This window comes from Streptomyces chumphonensis, from assembly GCF_014779715.1.
Classification (GTDB): domain Bacteria; phylum Actinomycetota; class Actinomycetes; order Streptomycetales; family Streptomycetaceae; genus Streptomyces; species Streptomyces chumphonensis.
Genome location: NZ_JACXYU010000001.1, coordinates 155560 through 173104, shown reverse-complemented (window position 1 = coordinate 173104; position 17545 = coordinate 155560). Strand labels below are relative to the sequence as shown.

16 protein-coding genes are annotated in these 17545 nt (G+C 75.1%); 7 read left to right on the top strand and 9 right to left on the bottom strand.

From position 1 onward, the window contains the following. Positions 1–131: 131 nt before the first annotated feature. Both dapD and IF129_RS00560 read left to right on the top strand, forming a co-directional pair. Complete coding sequence (gene dapD, locus IF129_RS00565; protein WP_191207380.1) at positions 132–1121, top strand: 2,3,4,5-tetrahydropyridine-2,6-dicarboxylate N-succinyltransferase; 990 nt, start codon at positions 132–134, stop codon at positions 1119–1121. Between the two features lie 78 nt (positions 1122–1199). Next, positions 1200–2075: an EI24 domain-containing protein gene (locus IF129_RS00560; RefSeq protein ID WP_191207379.1), complete on the top strand. Its 876-nt coding sequence runs from the start codon at positions 1200–1202 to the stop codon at positions 2073–2075. Positions 2076–2090: 15 nt separating this feature from the next. On the opposite strand, the gene IF129_RS00555 is transcribed toward IF129_RS00560, so the two are convergent. Next, a complete protein-coding gene (locus IF129_RS00555; RefSeq protein WP_191207378.1) occupies positions 2091–3929 on the bottom strand; it encodes an endonuclease/exonuclease/phosphatase family protein in 1839 nt (612 codons plus the stop codon). Between the two features lie 274 nt (positions 3930–4203). Between IF129_RS00555 and IF129_RS00550 the strand changes: the two genes are divergently transcribed. Beyond that, positions 4204–5745 (top strand): hypothetical protein, encoded by a 1542-nt coding sequence (locus tag IF129_RS00550; protein WP_191207377.1) that lies wholly within the window; start codon positions 4204–4206, stop codon positions 5743–5745. A 93-nt stretch (positions 5746–5838) separates the two neighbouring features. Here IF129_RS00550 and IF129_RS00545 read toward each other — a convergent pair whose 3' ends face one another. From IF129_RS00545 to IF129_RS00520, 6 genes are all read right to left on the bottom strand, one after another. Further along, positions 5839–7023: a TerD family protein gene (locus IF129_RS00545; RefSeq protein WP_191207376.1), complete on the bottom strand. Its 1185-nt coding sequence runs from the start codon at positions 7021–7023 to the stop codon at positions 5839–5841. Between the two features lie 62 nt (positions 7024–7085). Next, a complete protein-coding gene (locus IF129_RS00540; RefSeq protein ID WP_191207375.1) occupies positions 7086–7772 on the bottom strand; it encodes a class F sortase in 687 nt (228 codons plus the stop codon). Positions 7773–7816: 44 nt separating this feature from the next. Continuing rightward, positions 7817–8020 carry a hypothetical protein gene (locus tag IF129_RS00535; RefSeq protein ID WP_191207374.1) on the bottom strand — a complete coding sequence of 68 codons (204 nt, stop codon included), beginning with the start codon at positions 8018–8020 and terminating at the stop codon, positions 7817–7819. Positions 8021–8280: 260 nt separating this feature from the next. Continuing rightward, positions 8281–8937: a response regulator transcription factor gene (locus tag IF129_RS00530; RefSeq protein ID WP_191207373.1), complete on the bottom strand. Its 657-nt coding sequence runs from the start codon at positions 8935–8937 to the stop codon at positions 8281–8283. Next, complete coding sequence (locus tag IF129_RS00525; RefSeq protein WP_191208198.1) at positions 8934–10100, bottom strand: sensor histidine kinase; 1167 nt, start codon at positions 10098–10100, stop codon at positions 8934–8936. Before IF129_RS00525 ends, IF129_RS00530 begins: the two co-directional genes overlap by 4 nt. Positions 10101–10171: 71 nt before the next feature. After that, positions 10172–11110: a hypothetical protein gene (locus IF129_RS00520; protein ID WP_191207372.1), complete on the bottom strand. Its 939-nt coding sequence runs from the start codon at positions 11108–11110 to the stop codon at positions 10172–10174. A gap of 181 nt (positions 11111–11291) precedes the next feature. Here IF129_RS00520 and IF129_RS00515 point away from each other — a divergent pair, with 181 nt between their 5' ends. The 3 genes from IF129_RS00515 to IF129_RS00505 all read left to right on the top strand — a co-directional run bounded on the left by IF129_RS00515 (position 11292) and on the right by IF129_RS00505 (position 15145). Further along, positions 11292–12344, top strand: coding sequence for an aminotransferase class V-fold PLP-dependent enzyme (locus IF129_RS00515; protein WP_191207371.1), 1053 nt, complete (start codon positions 11292–11294; stop codon positions 12342–12344). Between the two features lie 382 nt (positions 12345–12726). Beyond that, the gene (locus IF129_RS00510; protein ID WP_191207370.1) at positions 12727–13539 is read left to right on the top strand and encodes a tryptophan 2,3-dioxygenase family protein; all 813 of its coding nucleotides are present in this window, start codon (positions 12727–12729) and stop codon (positions 13537–13539) included. Positions 13540–13591: 52 nt separating this feature from the next. Next, complete coding sequence (locus tag IF129_RS00505; protein ID WP_191207369.1) at positions 13592–15145, top strand: tryptophan halogenase family protein; 1554 nt, start codon at positions 13592–13594, stop codon at positions 15143–15145. Between the two features lie 84 nt (positions 15146–15229). Here IF129_RS00505 and IF129_RS00500 read toward each other — a convergent pair whose 3' ends face one another. Together IF129_RS00500 and IF129_RS00495 are read right to left on the bottom strand one after the other, a co-directional pair. Then, positions 15230–15796 carry a flavin reductase family protein gene (locus IF129_RS00500; RefSeq protein WP_191207368.1) on the bottom strand — a complete coding sequence of 189 codons (567 nt, stop codon included), beginning with the start codon at positions 15794–15796 and terminating at the stop codon, positions 15230–15232. Positions 15797–15993: 197 nt separating this feature from the next. Beyond that, the gene (locus tag IF129_RS00495; RefSeq protein WP_191207367.1) at positions 15994–16698 is read right to left on the bottom strand and encodes a response regulator transcription factor; all 705 of its coding nucleotides are present in this window, start codon (positions 16696–16698) and stop codon (positions 15994–15996) included. 390 nt (positions 16699–17088) lie between these two features. On the opposite strand from IF129_RS00495, the gene panD reads away from it, so the two are divergent. Continuing rightward, positions 17089–17523 carry an aspartate 1-decarboxylase gene (gene panD / locus IF129_RS00490; RefSeq protein ID WP_224754188.1) on the top strand — a complete coding sequence of 145 codons (435 nt, stop codon included), beginning with the start codon at positions 17089–17091 and terminating at the stop codon, positions 17521–17523. The last annotated feature ends 22 nt before the right edge of the window (positions 17524–17545 follow it).

The following is a 17545-nucleotide window of genomic DNA, read 5'->3' as shown; positions in this document are numbered from 1 at the left end:
CCGTCGGCCCTGGCGGAGACCCGCCGGGCCGTCGGGCCCGCCGCGCGTCCCGCCCGGCGCAGGCCGGGCGGGCGGGATCGGTGGGCGAGACCGGTTCGCGGGGCGGCGGCGGGGGACGTTAGGTTCTCCCCATGACCGAAGCAGCCACCACCCGTACCACCGGCGCCGTCGCCGCCGGGCTCGCCACCGTCACCGCCGACGGCACCGTCCTCGACACCTGGTTCCCGCGCCCCGAGCTGGTCGACGCCCCCGGCCCGGCCGGTACCGAGCGGCTGAGCCCCGAGCGGGCCGCCGAACTGCTGGGCGAGGCCGCCCCGCGCGCCCTCGGGCCGGACCCGCTGCGGGGCGTGGAGACCGTCGCCGTGCGGACCGTCATCGACTCCCTGGACGCGAAGCCCGCCGACGCGCACGACGCCTACCTGCGGCTGCACCTCATCAGCCACCGCCTGGCCCGCCCGCACGGGCTGAACCTGGACGGCGTGTTCGGGCTGCTGGCCAACGTCGCCTGGACGAGCCTCGGCCCGGTGCCGGTGGACCGGCTGGAGGACGTGCGGCTGGCCGCGCGCGCCGAGGGCCGTCAGCTCAACGTCACCAGTGTCGACAAGTTCCCCCGCATGACGGACTACGTCATGCCGAAGGGCGTGCGCATCGGGGACGCCGACCGGGTGCGGCTCGGGGCCCACCTGGCCGAGGGCACCACCGTCATGCACGAGGGCTTCGTCAACTTCAACGCCGGAACGCTCGGCACCTCCATGGTCGAGGGCCGCATCAGCGCGGGCGTCGTGGTCGGGGACGGCTCCGACATCGGCGGCGGCGCCTCGATCATGGGGACGCTCTCCGGCGGCGGCAAGCAGCGCATCACCATCGGCGAGCGCTGCCTGCTCGGGGCCGAGGCGGGCATCGGCATCTCGCTGGGCGACGACTGCATCGTGGAGGCCGGCCTCTACGTCACGGCGGGCACCCGCGTCAGCCTGCCGGACGGTCAGGTGGTGAAGGCGCTGGAGCTCTCCGGTGCCACCAACCTGCTGTTCCGCCGCAACTCCACCAGCGGCGCCGTGGAGGCCCTGCCCCGCAGCGGCTCCTGGGGCGGCCTGAACGAGGCCCTGCACAGCCACAACTGAGCACCGACGGCGGCCTGTTCCCGGCCCCGGTGCCCGGCCCGTGCGGGGCCGGCCACCGGGGCCGTTACGCTGACGGCCATGAGTGATCTCGCAACGGGGGCGCGCTGCCTGGGCAAGGGGCAGGGCTGGGTCGCGCGGAACGGCCGGTGGTACGGGTTCGGCCTGATCCCGGCCGCCATCGCCCTCGTCCTCTACCTGGCCGCCCTGGTCGCGCTCGGCGTGTACGCCGGGGACATCGCGCAGTGGGCCACCCCGTTCGCCGACGACTGGGGCGCGGCGTGGCGGACGGCGCTGCGCGTCTCGGTCGGCGTCGTCCTCTTCGCGGGCGGGCTGCTGCTCGCCGTCCTCACCTTCACCGCCGTGACACTGCTCATCGGCGACCCCTTCTACGAGAAGCTCTCCGAGAAGGTCGAGGAGGACGAGGGCGGCTGCCCCGCCGGGCCGGACCGGCCGCTGTGGCGCGAGCTGTGGACCTCGGCGTGCGACAGCCTCTACGTCCTGATGTGGGCGCTGGTCTTCGCGATTCCGCTGTTCCTCCTGGGCTTCGTGCCCTTCGTCGGGCAGACGGTCGTGCCCGTGGTCGGGCTGTGCGTCTCCGGCTTCTTCCTCACCGTGGAGCTGGCGTCGGTGGCGATGCAGCGGCGCGGGCTGCCCGTGCGGGAGCGGATGCGGGTACTGCGCCGCCGCAAGGCGCTCGTCCTGGGGTTCGGCGTGCCGCTGGCCGCCGCCTTCCTCGTGCCGTTCGTCGCCGTCCTCCTCATGCCGGGCGCGGTGGCCGGGGCCACCCTGCTGGCCCGCGACGTGCTGGGCGAGGGGACGCGCCCGCGCCCCGCGCCCGGCGCCGGCACCGCCGCCCCGGGGCCCTACGGGCCGGCCACGGCGCCCTACGGGCCGCAGGTCGCGGCGCCGCACGGGCCCGGCGGCCCCGGGGGACGGCCGGGCCCGTACGCGTGACCACCCGCCGTCCGCCTACGGGCGGAAGCGGATGACCTGCGGGTCGTGGTCGCTGCTCTGGTCGGCGAACTCGGCGTTGGTGTGCACGATGTCGTAGTCGTAGCGGCGGATGCCGGGGGACACCAGCGTCTGGTCGAGCACCTGCGCGTTGCCCTGGTAGACGTAGGTGTAGCGGTCCTCGGCCGCGAGCGCGTACACCGCGCTGGACAGGACGCCGCCGTCCGTCAGCGCCTCGGTGGTGGGGGAGAACTCGAAGTCGTTGATGTCGCCGAGCACCACCACCTTCGCCTTGCGCTGCACCGCCAGCACGTCCTTGACGAAGGAGTTCACCACCTCGGCCTGCCGCAGCCGCTGCACCTCGGAGGAACGGGTCGGCGGTTGGAAGCGGGAGTGCAGGCTCTGGTCGCCGCCCTTGGACGCGAAGTGGTTGGCGACGACGATGACCGGGCGGCCGCGGAAGCGGAACTCGCCCGCCAGCGGCTTGCGGCTGTCCTCCCAGGCCGCGTCGAGCGGGTCGATCCGGCCGGGGGAGTGGGTCAGTGCGGCCTTGCCGCGCCGCTTGAAGACGCCCGTCGCCGTGGTGGCGTCGCCCTCGCCCCGGTCCACGAACGACACCCGGTGGGGGTTGAAGAGGAAGACGTTGCGGATGTTGCCGCCGGGCTGGCCGCCGTCCTCCTTGTCCTGCGGGGCGATGCCGCGCCACGCGTAGCGCGGGCCGCCCGCCGCGACGATGGCGTCGGTGAGCCTGCGCAGCGTCGCGTCGGCCGTGACCGTCCCGTCGTCCGTGGGGCCGGAGTCGTCCTGGATCTCCTCCAGGGCGAGGATGTCGGGCGTGGCCAGGTTCCGCACGACGCCCTCCGCGAGGCGGTCGAAGGTGGCCTGCGGGTCGCCCGGGTCGAGGTTCTCGACGTTGTAGGAGGCCACGGCCAGTTCGTGGCGGCGCTGCGGGCGCGTCTCCTCCCGGAGCAGCCCTCCGTCCGTCACCCGGCCCAGCTCGCGGGCGGCCAGCAGGTAGCCGCCGTACTGGTCGTAGTCGAGCGGGCCCTCGCCGGCGGACAGGCGGTCGCCGGTGTCGGCGGTGGGGAAGGGGCGCTCGGAGACCGGCGTCAACGACGTGACCTTCAGCCGCCCGGAGTTCTGCTCGTCGTACCCGCCGTACCGGGTGCCGCCCCGCGCCGTCGGGTTCTGCTCCGGCTCGATGCTCACCCACAGGTCGTGGTAGGGGGAGGTGGCTCCGACGACGCGGACGTCGTCGACGCGGACGTTCATGCCCTCCAGGGACTCGTAGCGGTCCAGCGCGTACCGGCCCGGTCGCAGACGCAGCTCCTCGATGCCGCCGTCGGCGGCGTCGCCGCGCGGTGCGTACCGCTCGGGCACCGCGTCCTCGTCGAGGACCTCGGGGGCGGGCAGCGGGAGGCCGGAGGAGACGACAGTGACGTCGGCGCCGGATATCTGCGTCACCGACTGGTTGCCCGAGCCGGTACCGCCGTAGTAGTACTCGCCGACCCGGCCGCTGACGCGCACCGAGTCGCCCGGGCGGACCGCGGGCGTGCTCCCGGTGAAGACGAAGACGCCTTCGCTGGTGGCCGGATCGCCGTCACCGCGCGGGTCCTGGAACCAGAAGCCGCGCGAGCCGTAGGGCCGGACACCGGTGACCACGCCGGAGACGTCGGAGACCTGGCGGCCGACGAGCGGGCTGATGCGGGTGTCGCCCTGGATGTCGTGGATGCGGACGTCGGTGGCGGCGGCGGGTCCGGACGCCGAGGCGTTCGCCCCGAGCAGCGTCGAGGTCACGGCCGCGACGGTGAGCGCGGCCAGCGCCACGGTGGGGCGGGAGAGGTGTCGAGTGGTCACGTGCGGTCCCTCCGGGACGGGATGGGGGTGGCGCGGGGGATTTCTACGCGCGTAAAAATCGCCCAGAGCTGAGGCGATGTCAAGGCACGTGGAGTGGCCCGGAACAGGCGGACCGGTGAACCCGGGGCGATGGGCGCGTACGGGCGAGTACCGGCCGAAGCGGCGCTAGGCTGGGTGGCCGGCTGACAACCGCTGTGCACCACGGGGCCTCTCGTGCCACCGCCGTGCGTACCGCCCACCCTTCCGCTTCCCCGTCGCGAGGAGCCCGACGCCGATGACCGGTGACGACCGTCCGCCCATGCCGCCCGTGCGGCTGCCCGCCGAGGCAGAGCTGGCCCGGGACGCGCTCGCCGTGCCGCTGCTGAACCGGGCCGTCGCGCTCGCCCGGTGGGTCGGCGACGGCGTGCGCCTGACGGTGGGCGGCGAGCTCCCGGAGGCGAGGGTCGCCGAGGCGCTCGACCTGCTCGGGCTGGAGGCCACGCCGGAGGGGCGCGAGGAGCTCGCCGACGCCTGGCAGGTCGCCACCGAGACGGGGCTGGCCGCAGTCCTGCCCGCCGAGGACGCCGCCGACGCCGGACCGGCCGACGAGGCGGCCGACGACGCCGCGACGGGGGAGGTCGCGGTCACCGGGGAGAGCGTGAAGCTGCTCACCGCCGGCGGCCCGGCCGACGTCCTGGAGCTGTGGCGCGACGTGTGGGAGGTCGCCCTCAGCCTGGCGGCCCTGCGCCCCATGGAGGGCCTGCTGGCGGACGCCCTGGAGGACGCCACCGGCGCGGACGGCACGCTCGACCCCGAGGCCCTCGACCCCGAGGCGCTGGGGGGGGAGGCCGAGGAGTCCGCCGACCTGCTCGACGGCGCGCTCGGCAACCTCTACCTCCTCACCGCCACCGACCCCTCCCTCGCCTCGGGCGCCATGGTGCCGCTGCCCGTGCTGGCCGCGTCGCTCGTCCTGCCCGACGACCCCGACGGCCCGGAGCAGCCCTCCGACGCGGTCCTGGAGGAGGTCTCGGACGTGATGATGCTGCTGGACGGGCAGTTGCGCGGTCTGGAGGCGGCCGGGGCGGTCGAGTACCGCCCGATGGACGAGGAGTTGCTCCAAGAGGCCGACGAACAGCCGTTGCCCGCCCAGGAGGTGGAGGACGAGGAGCTGTCGCGGTACGGCATGGTGCGCCTCACGCCGCTGGGCGTGCACGGGGAGCGGGCCCGGCTGCTGGAGGCGGGGTTCACCGCCCCCCTCGTCGGCGACCTCAAGGAGGCGGACGCGGCCGCCCTGCTCGGTGCGGCGTCCGGCTACCCCGAGGAGCTGGCCCAGGCGGAGCTCGAGCAGTGGCTCGTGGGCCGTCCCGTCCCGGAGGCCGCCCAGGAGCTGCTCGGCGCCGCACGGGGGGCCGACGCCCTGGCTCCGCGCCGCCGCCTGCTGTGCCAGCAGGGGCTGGCGCTGGTCGGTGCCGAGGCCGAGCCCGCCCTGCGCGCGGTGCTGTCCGACGCCGAGCTGGGCGGGCTCGCCCGGGTCTGGCTGGCCGAACGGGGCGCGCGGGACGTGCCGCCGCCCGACGAGGAGCTGATCTTCTGGCTCACCGTCGACACCCTCGCCGCCCAGCTGGACCCCGAGGACCCGACGGCCGCCTCCCCGGAGCTGAGCGAACTGATGGCCGGGCTCGTGGCCCAGCACAGCGGGTTCTTCGAGAAGGCGTGGCGCGTCGACCATCCGGCCACGGCGCGGGTGCTGGAGGCCATGGCCCGGGTGCACCCCGACCGGACGGCGGCCAAGGCGGCCCGCAAGGCCGCCTACAAGGCCCGCTCCCGCCGCGCCTGAGCCGGGCGCGGCCGGGGCCCGGCGTCGCCCGGCGGCCCCGCCGGGCTCGACGTCAGCGTCAGCGGTGCCCGACCGGCACCGCTGCCGGCGCGGTCACAGGGCCTGGCCGGCGGGCTTGAGCAGGGAGCGGGCGGTGCGGGCGTCGAGGAAGTGCCCGAGCGCCGTCATCTCCCACTCGCCGGAGAACTGCCGGATGAACTTGGCCATGAGGACCGCCGTGCGCGGCTCGGACTCCGTCAGGTCGAAGCGCACCAGCTCCTGGCCGCCGGTGTCGAGCAGCCGGCAGTACGCCTTGGCCACCTGGCTGAACTTCTGCCCCCGGTAGGAGTTCACGGTGAAGACCAGCCCCGTGACCTCCGGCGGGAGGCCGTCCAGGTGCACGGTGATCGTCTCGTCGTCCCCCGCGCCCTCGCCGGTGAGGTTGTCGCCGGAGTGCTGGATCGCGCCGCGTAGGATGTTCAGCTTGCCGAAGTAGCAGACGTCGATCGGCTTGCGGTTGGCGTCGTAGGCGATGACCGAGGCGTCCAGGTCGATGTCCCTGCCCCGGTAGGCGGGCTCCCAGCCGAGCCCCATGCGCAGGGCGCCGAGCACCGGACGGTCGTTCTTGACCAGGGAGACCGTCTCGTTCTTCCGCAGGTCGACGCGGCCCTTGTCCAGGTTGATCTTCCCCGCGCCCGGTGCGGGCGGGGCGGGCGGTGCCGGCTGGGCCGGGGGCTGCGGTGCGGGGGCCGCCTGCGGGACCGGCGGGGCGGGCGGCGCCGGCGGGGCGGCGGGCGCCGGGGCGGGGGCCGGCTCCTCCACGGTGACCCCGAAGTCCGTGGCGATGCCCGCCAGACCGTTCGCGTACCCCTGGCCGACGGCCCGCACCTTCCAGCCGCCGCCGCGCCGGTAGACCTCCACCAGGACCAGCGCCGTCTCCGGACCGAGCCGCGGCGGGGTGAACGTCGCCACCACCGCGCCGGACGCGGCGTCGCGCACCGTGCCGGTCGGCTCGGTGCCCGCGAAGGTGGCCCCGGGAGCGTCGAGGCTGGCCGTGACGACCACCTTCTCGATCTCGGCGGGGACGGCGGCCGTGTCGACGGTGATGGTGTCGGTACCGCTGCCGCCGCTGTGCGAGACCCCCGGGGCGGAGGGCTGGTTGTAGAAGACGAAGTCGGCGTCGGAACGCACCTTGCCGTCGGCGGTGATCAGCAGGCCCGACACGTCCAGCCGCACCGGAGCGGCGACGTCGACGGCCACCCGGGCCGCGGAGAGGGGCAGGTTCGAGCCAGGAGTCATTGCGGTCATGCCCGTCGTAACGACCGGCCGGGCGGCACGGTTCCGCCGGGCCCGGCGCCGGCTCAGCCCGGCCCGCGGGCGGCCGCCGCGGTGGTGTCGGGGGTGACGGTGATGGCCGTCAGGTGGCCGTAGACGACGACGTTGCCGAGGTAGCCCTCCGTGCTGGAGTAGCCGCCGCCGCAGGTGATGAGCCGTATCTCGGCCCGCTCGGAGGGGCCGTAGACCTTCTCGTCGGGGAAGGCGTCCCGGTCGTGGACCTCTACGGCGTGGATGCGGAACTCGGCGGTCAGCCCGTCCACCCGGTCCACGGCGACGGTGTCCCCCCGCGTGAGCGCCCCGAGGCCGTAGAAGACGCTCGGCCCCGACGCGTTGTCGACGTGCCCGGCGATGATGGCCGTCCCCCGGGAGCCGGGCGTCGCCCCGCCCTGGTACCAGCCGGTGAGGTTCACGGCCGTCTGCGGGGGCACCTCCAGGCTGCCGTCCTCCTCCAGGCCGAGCGGCATGACGGCCGCGTCGACCCGGACGCCGGGTATGCGCACCCGCACGGGTTCCGCGGGCGGCAGCGGCACGATGGCGCCCGAGCCGGCGGCGACCTCCGGCCGTTCGGAGGGGGCGACGGCCTGCTCGGGTGCGGGTTGCGGGGGCATTTCGTCCTGCGGGCTGTGGTCGATGAGCCACACCCCGGCGCACAGCCCGACCGCCGTCAGGGTCGCGGCGATCGTCTCGCGGCGGCGCTGCGCTCGGTCCATCGTGTGCCTCCGGCGGGTCCTCGACGGTGCTCGGCCGCAGCCGCTCAGGGCCGGTCCCGGTCGCGCCGGTGCAGCAGCCAGCTCCCGCCCGCCGCGCCCAGGGCGAGCACCGCCGCGGCGGCCAGGGACCCGGTGGCGCCGCCGCTCACCGAGGCGTCCGCGGCGAGGGCGGGCGCCGCCGTGAGTCCCGACGCCGCCGGGGCGGCTATGGACAGCACGAGACCGGTCAGGGCACGGGCTGGGCGCATCCTGCTCACTCCTTCAGCACCAGGCCGGGGTTCGGCACTCATGTGCCGAGGAAACCGGGCGCCGGGGGCCGCCGCGAGGCGATCGGGCGCGGGCCGTCCGCGTTTCGCCGCCGGGCGGGCCGGGCGGCGGAGCGTCCTCGCAGCTCAGGATCGCCGTTGCGGCGTTCGGGTGACCTGTGGCAATCGGGGGAGGGGGCCCGGCCCCTTCCGTGCCCCCCCGGCGTGCGGCTGCGGTGTCCGCGCCGGGCGCCGGCGGCGGCTCAGCCCCGTCCACCGGGGCGGACGAAGCCGTGCTCGTACGCGGTGATCACCGCCTGGGTGCGGTCCCGGGCGCCCAGTTCGGCGAGCACCGCCGCCACGTGGGACTTGACCGTCTCGGCACCCACGGTCAGCCGCTCGGCGATCTCCGCGTTGCTCAGGCCCTCGGCCATCAGGCGCAGCACCTCCGCCTCCCGGGCGGACAGCCGGGGGGTGAGGGTGTCCCGGGTACCGGGCGCGTGGTGGGCCGCCAGGGCCCGCACCGCCGCGGGGAACAGCAGGGTGTCGCTGCGGGCGGCCAGTCGCACGGCCCGCACCAGATCCTCCGCGGCGGTCCGCTTGAGCAGGAATCCGACGGCCCCGGCCCGCAGCGCCGCGTAGACGGACGCGTCGTTCTCGAAGGTAGTGAGGACGACGACGCGCGGTGGCGGGTCCAGCGTCGCCAGCAGCCGCTCCGTGGCGCGGATGCCGTCCACCTCGGGCATCCGCACGTCCATGAGGACGAGGTCCGGGCGCAGTGCGCGCACCACGGACACGGCCTCGGCCCCCGTGGCCGCCTCGCCGACGACCTCCAGGTCCGGCTCGCACCCCAGGATGGCCCGCAGCGCGACCCGCACGAGCCGTTCGTCGTCGGCGAGCACGATCCGCGTCGCGCTCATCGCGCACCCCGCAGCGGAAGCCGCGCCGCGACGCGCCAGCCGTCCGCGCACGGACCCGCCTCGACCGTGCCGCCGAGCAGCGCCGCCCGTTCGGCCATGCCGCGCAGCCCGCGCCCGCCGGTGCGCCCGCGCCGCGCGGGTCCCGGCACGGCGTTCGTGAGCGTGATGGTCAACTCCTCGTCCCTCCTGGTCACGTCGAGCCGGATCGGAAGGTCCAAGGCCGCGTACCGCAGCGCGTTGGACAGCCCCTCCTGCACGATCCGGTACGCCTCGCGGGAGGCGGATGCCGGTAGGCCCTCCAGGTCCTCCGGCAGGTGCGCCGCGACCTCGGCTCCGGCGGCCCGGACGTGGGCCAGCAGCGTCGGCAGGGCCGCCAGCGTCGGGGCGGGGGCGCGCCGCTCCGGCCCGGCGTCCTCGGCGTCCTCCCGCAACGTGCCGAGCACGGCGTCGAGTTCGGCCACCGCGTCCCGCGTCGTGGTCTCGATCGCCGCGAGCGCCTCCCGGACGAACCCCGGATCGTGGTCGAGCACCCGGCGTGCCGCGCCCGCCTGGAGCGTGACGGCGCTCAGCGCGTGACCGACGGCGTCGTGCAGCTCCCGGGCCAGCCGGTTGCGGACCGCCAGGCGTTCGGCCCGCTCCTCGGCGGCGGCGAGCCGGTCGGCCGGGCTCGGCCCGAGCAGCACGGGGGCGCACCGTGCCAGCACCCGTCCGGCGCCCGCCGCCGCGCCCACCGGCACGGTGAGCAGCAGCAGTCCGGCCACCGGGCCGAGCCACGGGGAGCCGAGCGGCCAGCCGAGACCGGAGCCGCGCACGGCGGCGGAGAAGGGCGTGGCCACGAGCACGACCGTGGCGGGCGGGACGGCCAGCGTCGCACCGCTGACGAGGGCCCCGAGGCCGGTGTGCAGCGTGAACCAGCCCGCCGCGCGCCGCCGTGCCGACGGGGAACGGGCCGGGGTGTCGGCGAGCCGGTCGGCGGCGACACCTCCCAGCGCCCGCACCGCCGCCACCGACAACGGCCGCACCGGCGGGGAGAGTCCGACGAGGGCGGCGCAGGGCAGGGCGAGGGCGTACGCGGCCAGCTGGCCGGGGACGTCCGCCACCGGCACGCTCGCCGCACCGGTGGCGAGACCCACCAGAACGGAGGAGAGGAGGAAGAACGGCATCAACAGGGCGCCGCCCAGCAGCAGGTGCGCCCAGCGCCGTGCGAGGCGGCGCAGGCGGCGGCCCGAGCGGCTCAGCACTGCGGCCGGACGGGCCGGGCGGGCCGGGCGGGCTCCGGTCGGCGCGCGGTGACGCCCGCCAGCACGCCGAGCGTCACGAGACCGGTGATCACCTGGGCAGCATAGGTGAGCCGCCACAGCACGGACGGGCCGTCCGCCGTGGAGACGGGGGCGTCGAGGAGCGGCACGAGCAGCCACCACGCCCCCCAGGCGGCGAGGGCCGCCCCGCCGCACCAGGTGCCCACCACGGCCGCCCCCCGCCACGGCCCGCGCGGCCGCAGCCCCAGCCGCAGGGCCCCCGCACCGGCGGACAGCGCCGCGAGGGCCAGCACGACGCTCACGGGGACGGTCCCGTCCCCGCCGGCCCCGAGCCCCCGCCCCAGGTGGGCGGTGAACGGGACGGCGGCCAACGCCGCCGCGAGGGCGGCGGATCGGCGCGGCCCGGCCGCCCGCGGGGCCGCGCCGCCGCCCCGCAGGCGCGCACCCCAGCGCTGCCCGACGTAGGCGGCCAGCAGTCCGCCCAGCGCGAGGGCCTGGAGGCTGAATCCGGTGTAGACGACGGTGAAGACCCAGGCGTCCAGGAACGGTTCCGAGGGCGGTGCGGGACGGGCGGCGCCCAGCCGGAGCGCCGTGTCCAGCACCGTGCTGAGCAGCACCGGCCCCAGCAGCCCGGACGCCGCCCACAGCGGTGCCAGGAGCAGCGGCGCCGGCAGCCGCCGTCCCCACGGGCGGGTCAGGGCGAGGGCCAGCACGACGACGCCGGCGTCCATGAGCAGCGTCGCTCCGTTGACGGCCGCCATGACCCCGGCCGACCCGGGCTCCAGGAGCGGACTCCCGGCCGGGATGCCGACCTCCCCGCCGCTCGTCCAGACCAGCTTGAGCGTCATGTAGGGGAGGCAGGAGAGGAGCGCCAGGGCGCACAGCGCGGGGCGGAGCCGAAGCAGTCTGTCCATGGTGACGACTCTGGCGGCGGCGGCCCCCGTCCCACCTCCTGCCGAACGACGACCCGTCTCCCCCACGCGGGGGAGTCGGGCCTCATCCACGCGGCTGACCTGCGGGGATAAGGCAGGCTTTGAGAAAGGTGAACGATACTCGCCATGGACAGCGGGCTCCCGGCCGCCGGAGAATGCGATCATGCCGAGTTCGTTGAGCCAGGAGTTCGCACCGCAGACCACGTACCTCAACACCGCCGCCCACGGGATCTTCCCCGCCCGGACCGCGGCCGTACTGCGCACCGCCGTCCAGGAGATGGCCGAGGCGCGCATGGACCAGACCGCCTACTACGAACGGGTCGAGGAGGCCCGCGCCGCCTTCGCCGCCCTCGTCGGCCTGCCCGCCGAGCGGGTCGCGACCGGGTCGGCCGTGGCGGTGCACGTCGGGCTGATCGCCCAGTCCCTCCCCGCCGGTACCGAAGTGCTCGTCGCCGACGGCGACTTCAGTTCCCTCGTCAACCCCTTCCACGTCCGCCCCGACCTGCGGCTGCGGCAGGTGCCGCTGGAGGGGCTGGCGGACGCGGTGCGGCCGGGGACGGGACTGGTCGCGGTGAGCGCCGTGCAGTCCGCCGACGGCCGCGTGGCCGACCTCGCGGCCGTGCGCGCCGCCGCCCGGGCCGCCGGGGCCCGGGTCCTCGTCGACACCACGCAGTCGACCGGCTGGCTGCCCATGGACCCCGAGCTCGCGGACTTCACCGTCTGCGGCGCCTACAAGTGGCTGCTGTGCCCGCGCGGCACGTCGTTCCTCACCGTGCCCGAGGACGGGGGCGGCCTCGTCCCCGCCCACGCCGGGTGGGTCGCGGGGGAGCGGCCCTGGGACGCGTGCTACGGACCGATCGACGAGCTCGCCCGCTCCGCGCGCCGCTTCGACGAGTCCCCGCCCTTCCTGCCCTTCCTCGGCGCCGTGCCCTCCCTGGCGCTGATCGCGGAGCTCGGCCCGGCGGCGATCGGAACCCACAACCGGGAGCTGGCCGCGCGGTTCCGTGCCGGGGCGACGGAGCTGGGCCACCGTCCCGTTCCGGCCGACTCGGCCGTCGTCGCGGTGCCGGGGCTGGGCGACGCCGCGCCGGCGCTGGCCAAGGCGGGCGTCGAGGTCTCCGCGCGGGCGGGCAACCTCCGCGCCTCCTTCCACCTGTACAACAGCGGCGCGGACGTCGACCGCCTCCTGGAGGTCCTCGCCGACCATCCGCGCTAGCACGGGCCGGCGTCCACGTCCGGTGGAGCCCGGTGCGTCCCGATCGCGGGAGGCGCCGGGCTCCACCGCGTGGCCGGGAAGGCGGCCGGACGCGGTCGGCGTGCCTGACCGGGTACGTCGGAGCCGTCCGGTCTGCCACTCCCACCGGGGCTGCCCCCGGCCGCGCGGAAGGGGAAGGGTCGGACACCCCGGCCGTGGCCGGACGCGGACGACCTCCGGAGAGACGCATGCCCGACGCCGCACGGCCGACCCTCCTCCGCGCGCCGACGGCACCGGTGCCGCCCGGCCCGCCGGCCGGCGACGCCTCCCGCGGTCCGGTCCGTGCTCACGACGGCGCCGGAGCGGGAGCCGGGACGCGAACCAGGACGGAAGGAGCCACGCCATGGTGACGGCACTGGGCCGGCGGCGGGAAGCCGCCGACCGCACGCTCACCTACGACGACTACCTGGAGTTGACCACCCTCCTCGACCTCCAGCGGCCGCGCGGCGACCACCCGGACGAGCTGCACTTCATCGTCGTGCACCAGTCGATGGAGCTGTGGTTCAAGCTGCTCGCCCACGACCTGCGGCGGATGGTCGTGCTCCTGGACGCCGACCGGCTCCCGGAGTGCTGCACGGTCATGCGCCGGATCAACGACGTGATGACCGCGCTCCTGGTCCAGATGCGCAGCCTGCGGGACCTGCCGCCGCACAGCTTCCACGCTTTCCGGAACCTGCTCGGTGAGGCGAGCGGCTTCCAGTCCGCGCAGTTCCGCGAGCTGGAGCTCTGCTCGGGGCTGCGGGAGGAGGGCTATCTGCGCGATCTGCGCGGGGTCTGCGGCGGGGCGCTGCCCGACGCGGTCGTCCGGAACCTGGGGCGACGCAGTGTCGCCGACGCCCACCGGGAGGCGGGCCGCCGCGCGGGCGTGGACGACTGGGCGGAGCTGTACACCGACGAGGGCGCCGCCTCGCCCCTGTACGTCGTCAGTGAGCAGCTCATGGACTACGACGAGCTGTGGCTGCGCTGGCGCACCGAGCACGTCGCGCTGGTGCGCCGCATGGTCGGCGGCTCCGCCCGGGGGACCGGGGGCACCGAGATCGGGTACCTGGAGCGCACCCTGCGGCACCGCTTCTTCCCCCACCTGTGGGAGTCGCGCGACACGCTCGCCGCCGGTCCGGCGGCCGAGGACGACCGATGTGGCGGAGACGCCGGGTGACTCCCCCAGGTCGCCCCGGTAGGCCCGCAGACCCCGGAAGGAGACAGACCGCATGGTCAACAGCGTGGTGATCGTCGGCGGCGGTACGGCGGGCTGGATGACGGCCACCTACCTGCGCGCCACCTTCGGCGACCGGCTGCCCGTGACCCTCGTGGAGTCGGCGGACGTCCCCACCGTCGGTGTGGGCGAGGCGACCTTCAGCACCGTCCGCCACTTCTTCGACTACCTCGGCCTGGCCGAGCACGAGTGGATGCCCTCCTGCAACGCCTCGTACAAGCTGGCCATCCGTTTCGAGAACTGGCGCGGCACCGGCGAGCACTTCTACCACCCGTTCGAACGCCTGCGGGTGGCGGACGGCTTCTCGCTCGCCGACTGGTGGCTCAAGTCCGGTGGCCGCGACGGCCGGCGGTTCGACGAGGCCTGCTACGTGCTGCCCGCCCTGTGCGAGGCCAAGCGCTCGCCCAAGCACTTCGACGGTGAGCTCTTCGAGCGTTCGCTGCACGACGGCGGTGACCGCTTGCGGCGCACGACGATGAGCCAGCAGGACACCCAGTTCCCCTACGCGTACCACTTCGACGCCGCCCGGCTCGCCACCTTCCTCGCCGACTTCGGGACCCGGCGGGGGGTGCGCCGCGTCCTGGACGACGTCGTGGAGGTCCGGCAGGACGACCGCGGCTGGATCTCCCACCTGGTCACCCGTGAGCACGGAGAGATCCGGGGCGACCTGTTCATCGACTGCACCGGCTTCCGGGGCCTGCTGCTCAACAAGACGCTGGGGGAGGACTTCGTGTCCTTCCAGGACGTCCTGCCCAACGACCGCGCGGTGGCCCTGCGGGTGCCCACGGACGTCGAGCGCGAGGGCATGGCCCCCTACACCACGGCGTCCGCCCGCGACAGCGGCTGGATCTGGACCATCCCGCTGTTCGGGCGGATCGGCACCGGCTACGTCTACTCCTCGCAGTTCTGCTCCCCCGAGGAGGCCGAGAAGGAGCTGCGGAGCTTCGTCGGGCCCCGCGCGGAGGGGCTGGAGGCCAACCACATCCGGATGCGGATCGGGCGCAACCGGCGCTCCTGGGTGAAGAACTGCGTCGCCGTCGGCCTGTCCAGCGGCTTCGTCGAGCCGCTGGAGTCGACCGGCATCTTCTTCATCCAGCACGGCATCGAGCAGTTGGTCAAGCACTTCCCGGGGGAGGACTGGGACCCGGCGCTCGTCGACGCCTACAACGACCGGGTCGCCTGCTGCCTGGAGGGCGTGCGGGAGTTCCTGACCCTCCACTACCGGGCCGCCGCCCGTGCCGACACCCCCTACTGGAAGGCCGCCAAGGAGCGGGCCCTGCCCGAGGGGATGGCCGAACGGCTGCGGGGATGGGAGGCCCGCCTGCCCGACGGCGGCGGGGTCTACCCGTACTACCACGGCTTCGATCCCTACTCCTACGCCGTGATGCTGCTCGGGCTGGGACACCACCCGGCCCGCGTCCATCCGGCGCTGGAGCTGCTGGACGGCGCGGAGGCGGAGCGGCAGTTCGCGGACGTGCGCCGGCAGAGCGAGCGGCTGGTCGCCGAACTGCCCGCCCAGCACGCGTATCTGGCTCGGCTCCAGGGCTGAGCACGGGGGGCGGGGCGGTGCCCGGAGCGGAAGCGCTCCGGGCACCGCCCCGTGCGGGTACGGGTGCTCCCGCCGAAGCGGGCGTCACCTCTCGCCGGTGGTCGGCTCCGCGAGCCGGGACCAGTCGGCGAACCGCCGCCGGCCGTACAGCAGTGGTGCGCCCGGCCGGCTGAGGACCTCCTCGACGGCCCCGATGACGACCGTGTGGTCACCTGCCGGATGGGTGCGGAGCACCCGGCACTCGGCCGTCGCGTGGGCGTCCTCGGTCAGCCGGGGCACCCGGTACCGTGCCGTCGGCTCCCACGCCACCTCGGCGAACCGGTCCCGTCCCCGCGTGGCGAAGGTCTCGGCCGTGCTCCGGCCCCCGGTGTGCAGCAGGTTCACGGCGAACGCTCCGCTCTCGCACAGCGCACGCAGCGTGCCGCTGCGGTTGTCGACGCACACCAGCAGGCTCGGCGGGTGCAGGCCCACGCCGCACATCGACGTGCAGGTCAGTCCGCGCGGTGCGCCGGACCCGTCCACGGTGGTCACCACCGCGACGCCGCTGGGGAAGCCGCTCATCAGGGACCGGAAGGCGTCCACGGCGGTCCGCGGCGCGCGGCCGTCGTCCCGGTCGGAGGGTCCGGAGGGGTCGGTCCTGGTGCTCCGCATGGGGTCGCCTTTCGCAACGGTGGGCTGCCGCCCCGAGGAGCGGCCGGGTCGGGAGCCGTTCCGGCCGCTCCTCGGGGGCGACACCCTAGGAGCCGGTGCCGTCGAGGGCGACGGTCGGACGGAGCGGCCGTGCGGGGTCCCCGGGACGCGGTGCCCGGTCGGGCCCGGTGCCCCGCGCCGCCGCCCCGTCCGCACGGTCACGGCGCCGGAGCCGCCGCGATGCCCGCCTGGACGGCGACGACCGCGGCCACCGTGCGGTTGGGGCAGTTGAGTTTGGCCAGCACGTTGGAGACGTGGCGCTTGGCCCCGTGCTCGGAGATGCCGAGGCGGCGGGCGATCTGCTTGTTGCTCATGCCCTGCACCAGCAGGGCGAGCGCCTCCTCCTCCCGGGGGGTGAGCTGCGGCCCGCGGCTGGGGCGTTCCCCGGCCTTCACCACCGCCAGCAGTTCCCGCACCAGCCCCGGGGGCGCGGGTATCTCGCCCCGTCTGACGTCGGTGACCGCCTGGTTGAGTGCCTCGGCGCTCAGTCCGGACTCCTGGAGGAAGCCGTCGACGGCCAGGCCGCTGACCCGCCGGACGTGGTACCGGTCGAGCTCGCTGAGCAGTAAGAGGACCTTGGTCCCGGCCTCCCGCGCCGCCCCGGTCAGTTCCCGGAGCGTGGGGGTCTCCAGGGACGCGGGCAGCAGCAGGATGTCCGGGGTGACGTGGGCGAGCGTCTGGCCGAGCAGCTCGGCGGAGGCGGCGGTGTGGACGGAGCCGACGTCGTCCAGGTGGCGCAGCAGGGTTTCCAGGCCCCGTCTGACGACCTCGTCCGCGTGGAGTACCGCCACATCGAGAAGGAGCGGGGAACGGCGGGGAATGTGCAGGTCCATGACATGGCAGTCGAGCACCTGTTCCTTCATCGACCACCCTCCTCAGGTGTGGGATCGACGTGATGGGGGAAGTGGGCGCGGCGCGTGCGGAGTGCCGCATTCCACTGGCGGGGACGTTATAACTCATGTCCGGTGGACGGAAGATGTAACGCCTGAAACATCGCCTTGCGTGCGGGTGGGGTGGGTCGGAACACACGGGAACACCGGGATCGCGGACCGGGGCCCTCGCCCCGCGCCACGAGGCCGCGGAACGCCCACCGGCGCGCGAAGGCGGAGCCCGGGGATCGGCCCCGCCCCTCCCGGGGTGCCCGATGGGCCACCGTCACCGGTGCCCCATCGGCCCCGCTGAAGGGGGCTGGGGCGGCTCGCGGCCCTCGCGCATGCTGCTGGCCGGACCGCAACCTCTCAGCGGGGATGACCATGAAACTCAGGACGATGCTGAAGTCGAAGATCCACCGGGCCACCGTCACCCGGGCCGACCTGCACTACGTGGGATCGCTGACGATCGACTCCGATCTGATGCGGGCGGCGGACCTGCTGCCCGGCGAACTCATCCACGTCGTCGACATCGACAACGGCGCACGCCTGGAGACGTACGTGATCGAGGGGCCCGCCGGCTCCGGGGTCATCGGCGTCAACGGAGCGGCGGCACGGCTCGTCCAGCCCGGCGACCTGGTGATCGTCATCGGGTACGCGCAGCTCACCGAGGACGAACTCGCCGACCACGAGCCCCGGATCGTCTTCGTCGACGACAAGAACCAGATGGTCGGGACCGGGGACGACCCCTCCCGCGCGCTGCCCCACGGAGCCGCGGCGACCGGGACGGCCCTCGCGGACGGCGGGGCGGCGGGCTGACCCGCAGCCGGAACCAGCCCCC

Excerpts from the sequence above, each read along its gene's own strand:
- dapD (WP_191207380.1), top strand. The coding sequence starts at position 132 with ATGACCGAAGCAGCCACCACCCGTACCACCGGCGCCGTCGCCGCCGGG.
- IF129_RS00560 (WP_191207379.1), top strand. The coding sequence starts at position 1,200 with ATGAGTGATCTCGCAACGGGGGCGCGCTGCCTGGGCAAGGGGCAGGGC.
- IF129_RS00550 (WP_191207377.1), top strand. The coding sequence starts at position 4,204 with ATGACCGGTGACGACCGTCCGCCCATGCCGCCCGTGCGGCTGCCCGCC.
- IF129_RS00545 (WP_191207376.1), bottom strand. The coding sequence starts at position 7,023 with ATGACTCCTGGCTCGAACCTGCCCCTCTCCGCGGCCCGGGTGGCCGTC.
- IF129_RS00540 (WP_191207375.1), bottom strand. The coding sequence starts at position 7,772 with ATGGACCGAGCGCAGCGCCGCCGCGAGACGATCGCCGCGACCCTGACG.
- IF129_RS00535 (WP_191207374.1), bottom strand. The coding sequence starts at position 8,020 with ATGCGCCCAGCCCGTGCCCTGACCGGTCTCGTGCTGTCCATAGCCGCC.
- IF129_RS00530 (WP_191207373.1), bottom strand. The coding sequence starts at position 8,937 with ATGAGCGCGACGCGGATCGTGCTCGCCGACGACGAACGGCTCGTGCGG.
- IF129_RS00525 (WP_191208198.1), bottom strand. The coding sequence starts at position 10,100 with ATGCCGTTCTTCCTCCTCTCCTCCGTTCTGGTGGGTCTCGCCACCGGT.
- IF129_RS00520 (WP_191207372.1), bottom strand. The coding sequence starts at position 11,110 with ATGGACAGACTGCTTCGGCTCCGCCCCGCGCTGTGCGCCCTGGCGCTC.
- IF129_RS00515 (WP_191207371.1), top strand. The coding sequence starts at position 11,292 with ATGCCGAGTTCGTTGAGCCAGGAGTTCGCACCGCAGACCACGTACCTC.
- IF129_RS00510 (WP_191207370.1), top strand. The coding sequence starts at position 12,727 with ATGGTGACGGCACTGGGCCGGCGGCGGGAAGCCGCCGACCGCACGCTC.
- IF129_RS00505 (WP_191207369.1), top strand. The coding sequence starts at position 13,592 with ATGGTCAACAGCGTGGTGATCGTCGGCGGCGGTACGGCGGGCTGGATG.
- IF129_RS00500 (WP_191207368.1), bottom strand. The coding sequence starts at position 15,796 with ATGCGGAGCACCAGGACCGACCCCTCCGGACCCTCCGACCGGGACGAC.
- IF129_RS00495 (WP_191207367.1), bottom strand. The coding sequence starts at position 16,698 with ATGAAGGAACAGGTGCTCGACTGCCATGTCATGGACCTGCACATTCCC.
- panD (WP_224754188.1), top strand. The coding sequence starts at position 17,089 with ATGAAACTCAGGACGATGCTGAAGTCGAAGATCCACCGGGCCACCGTC.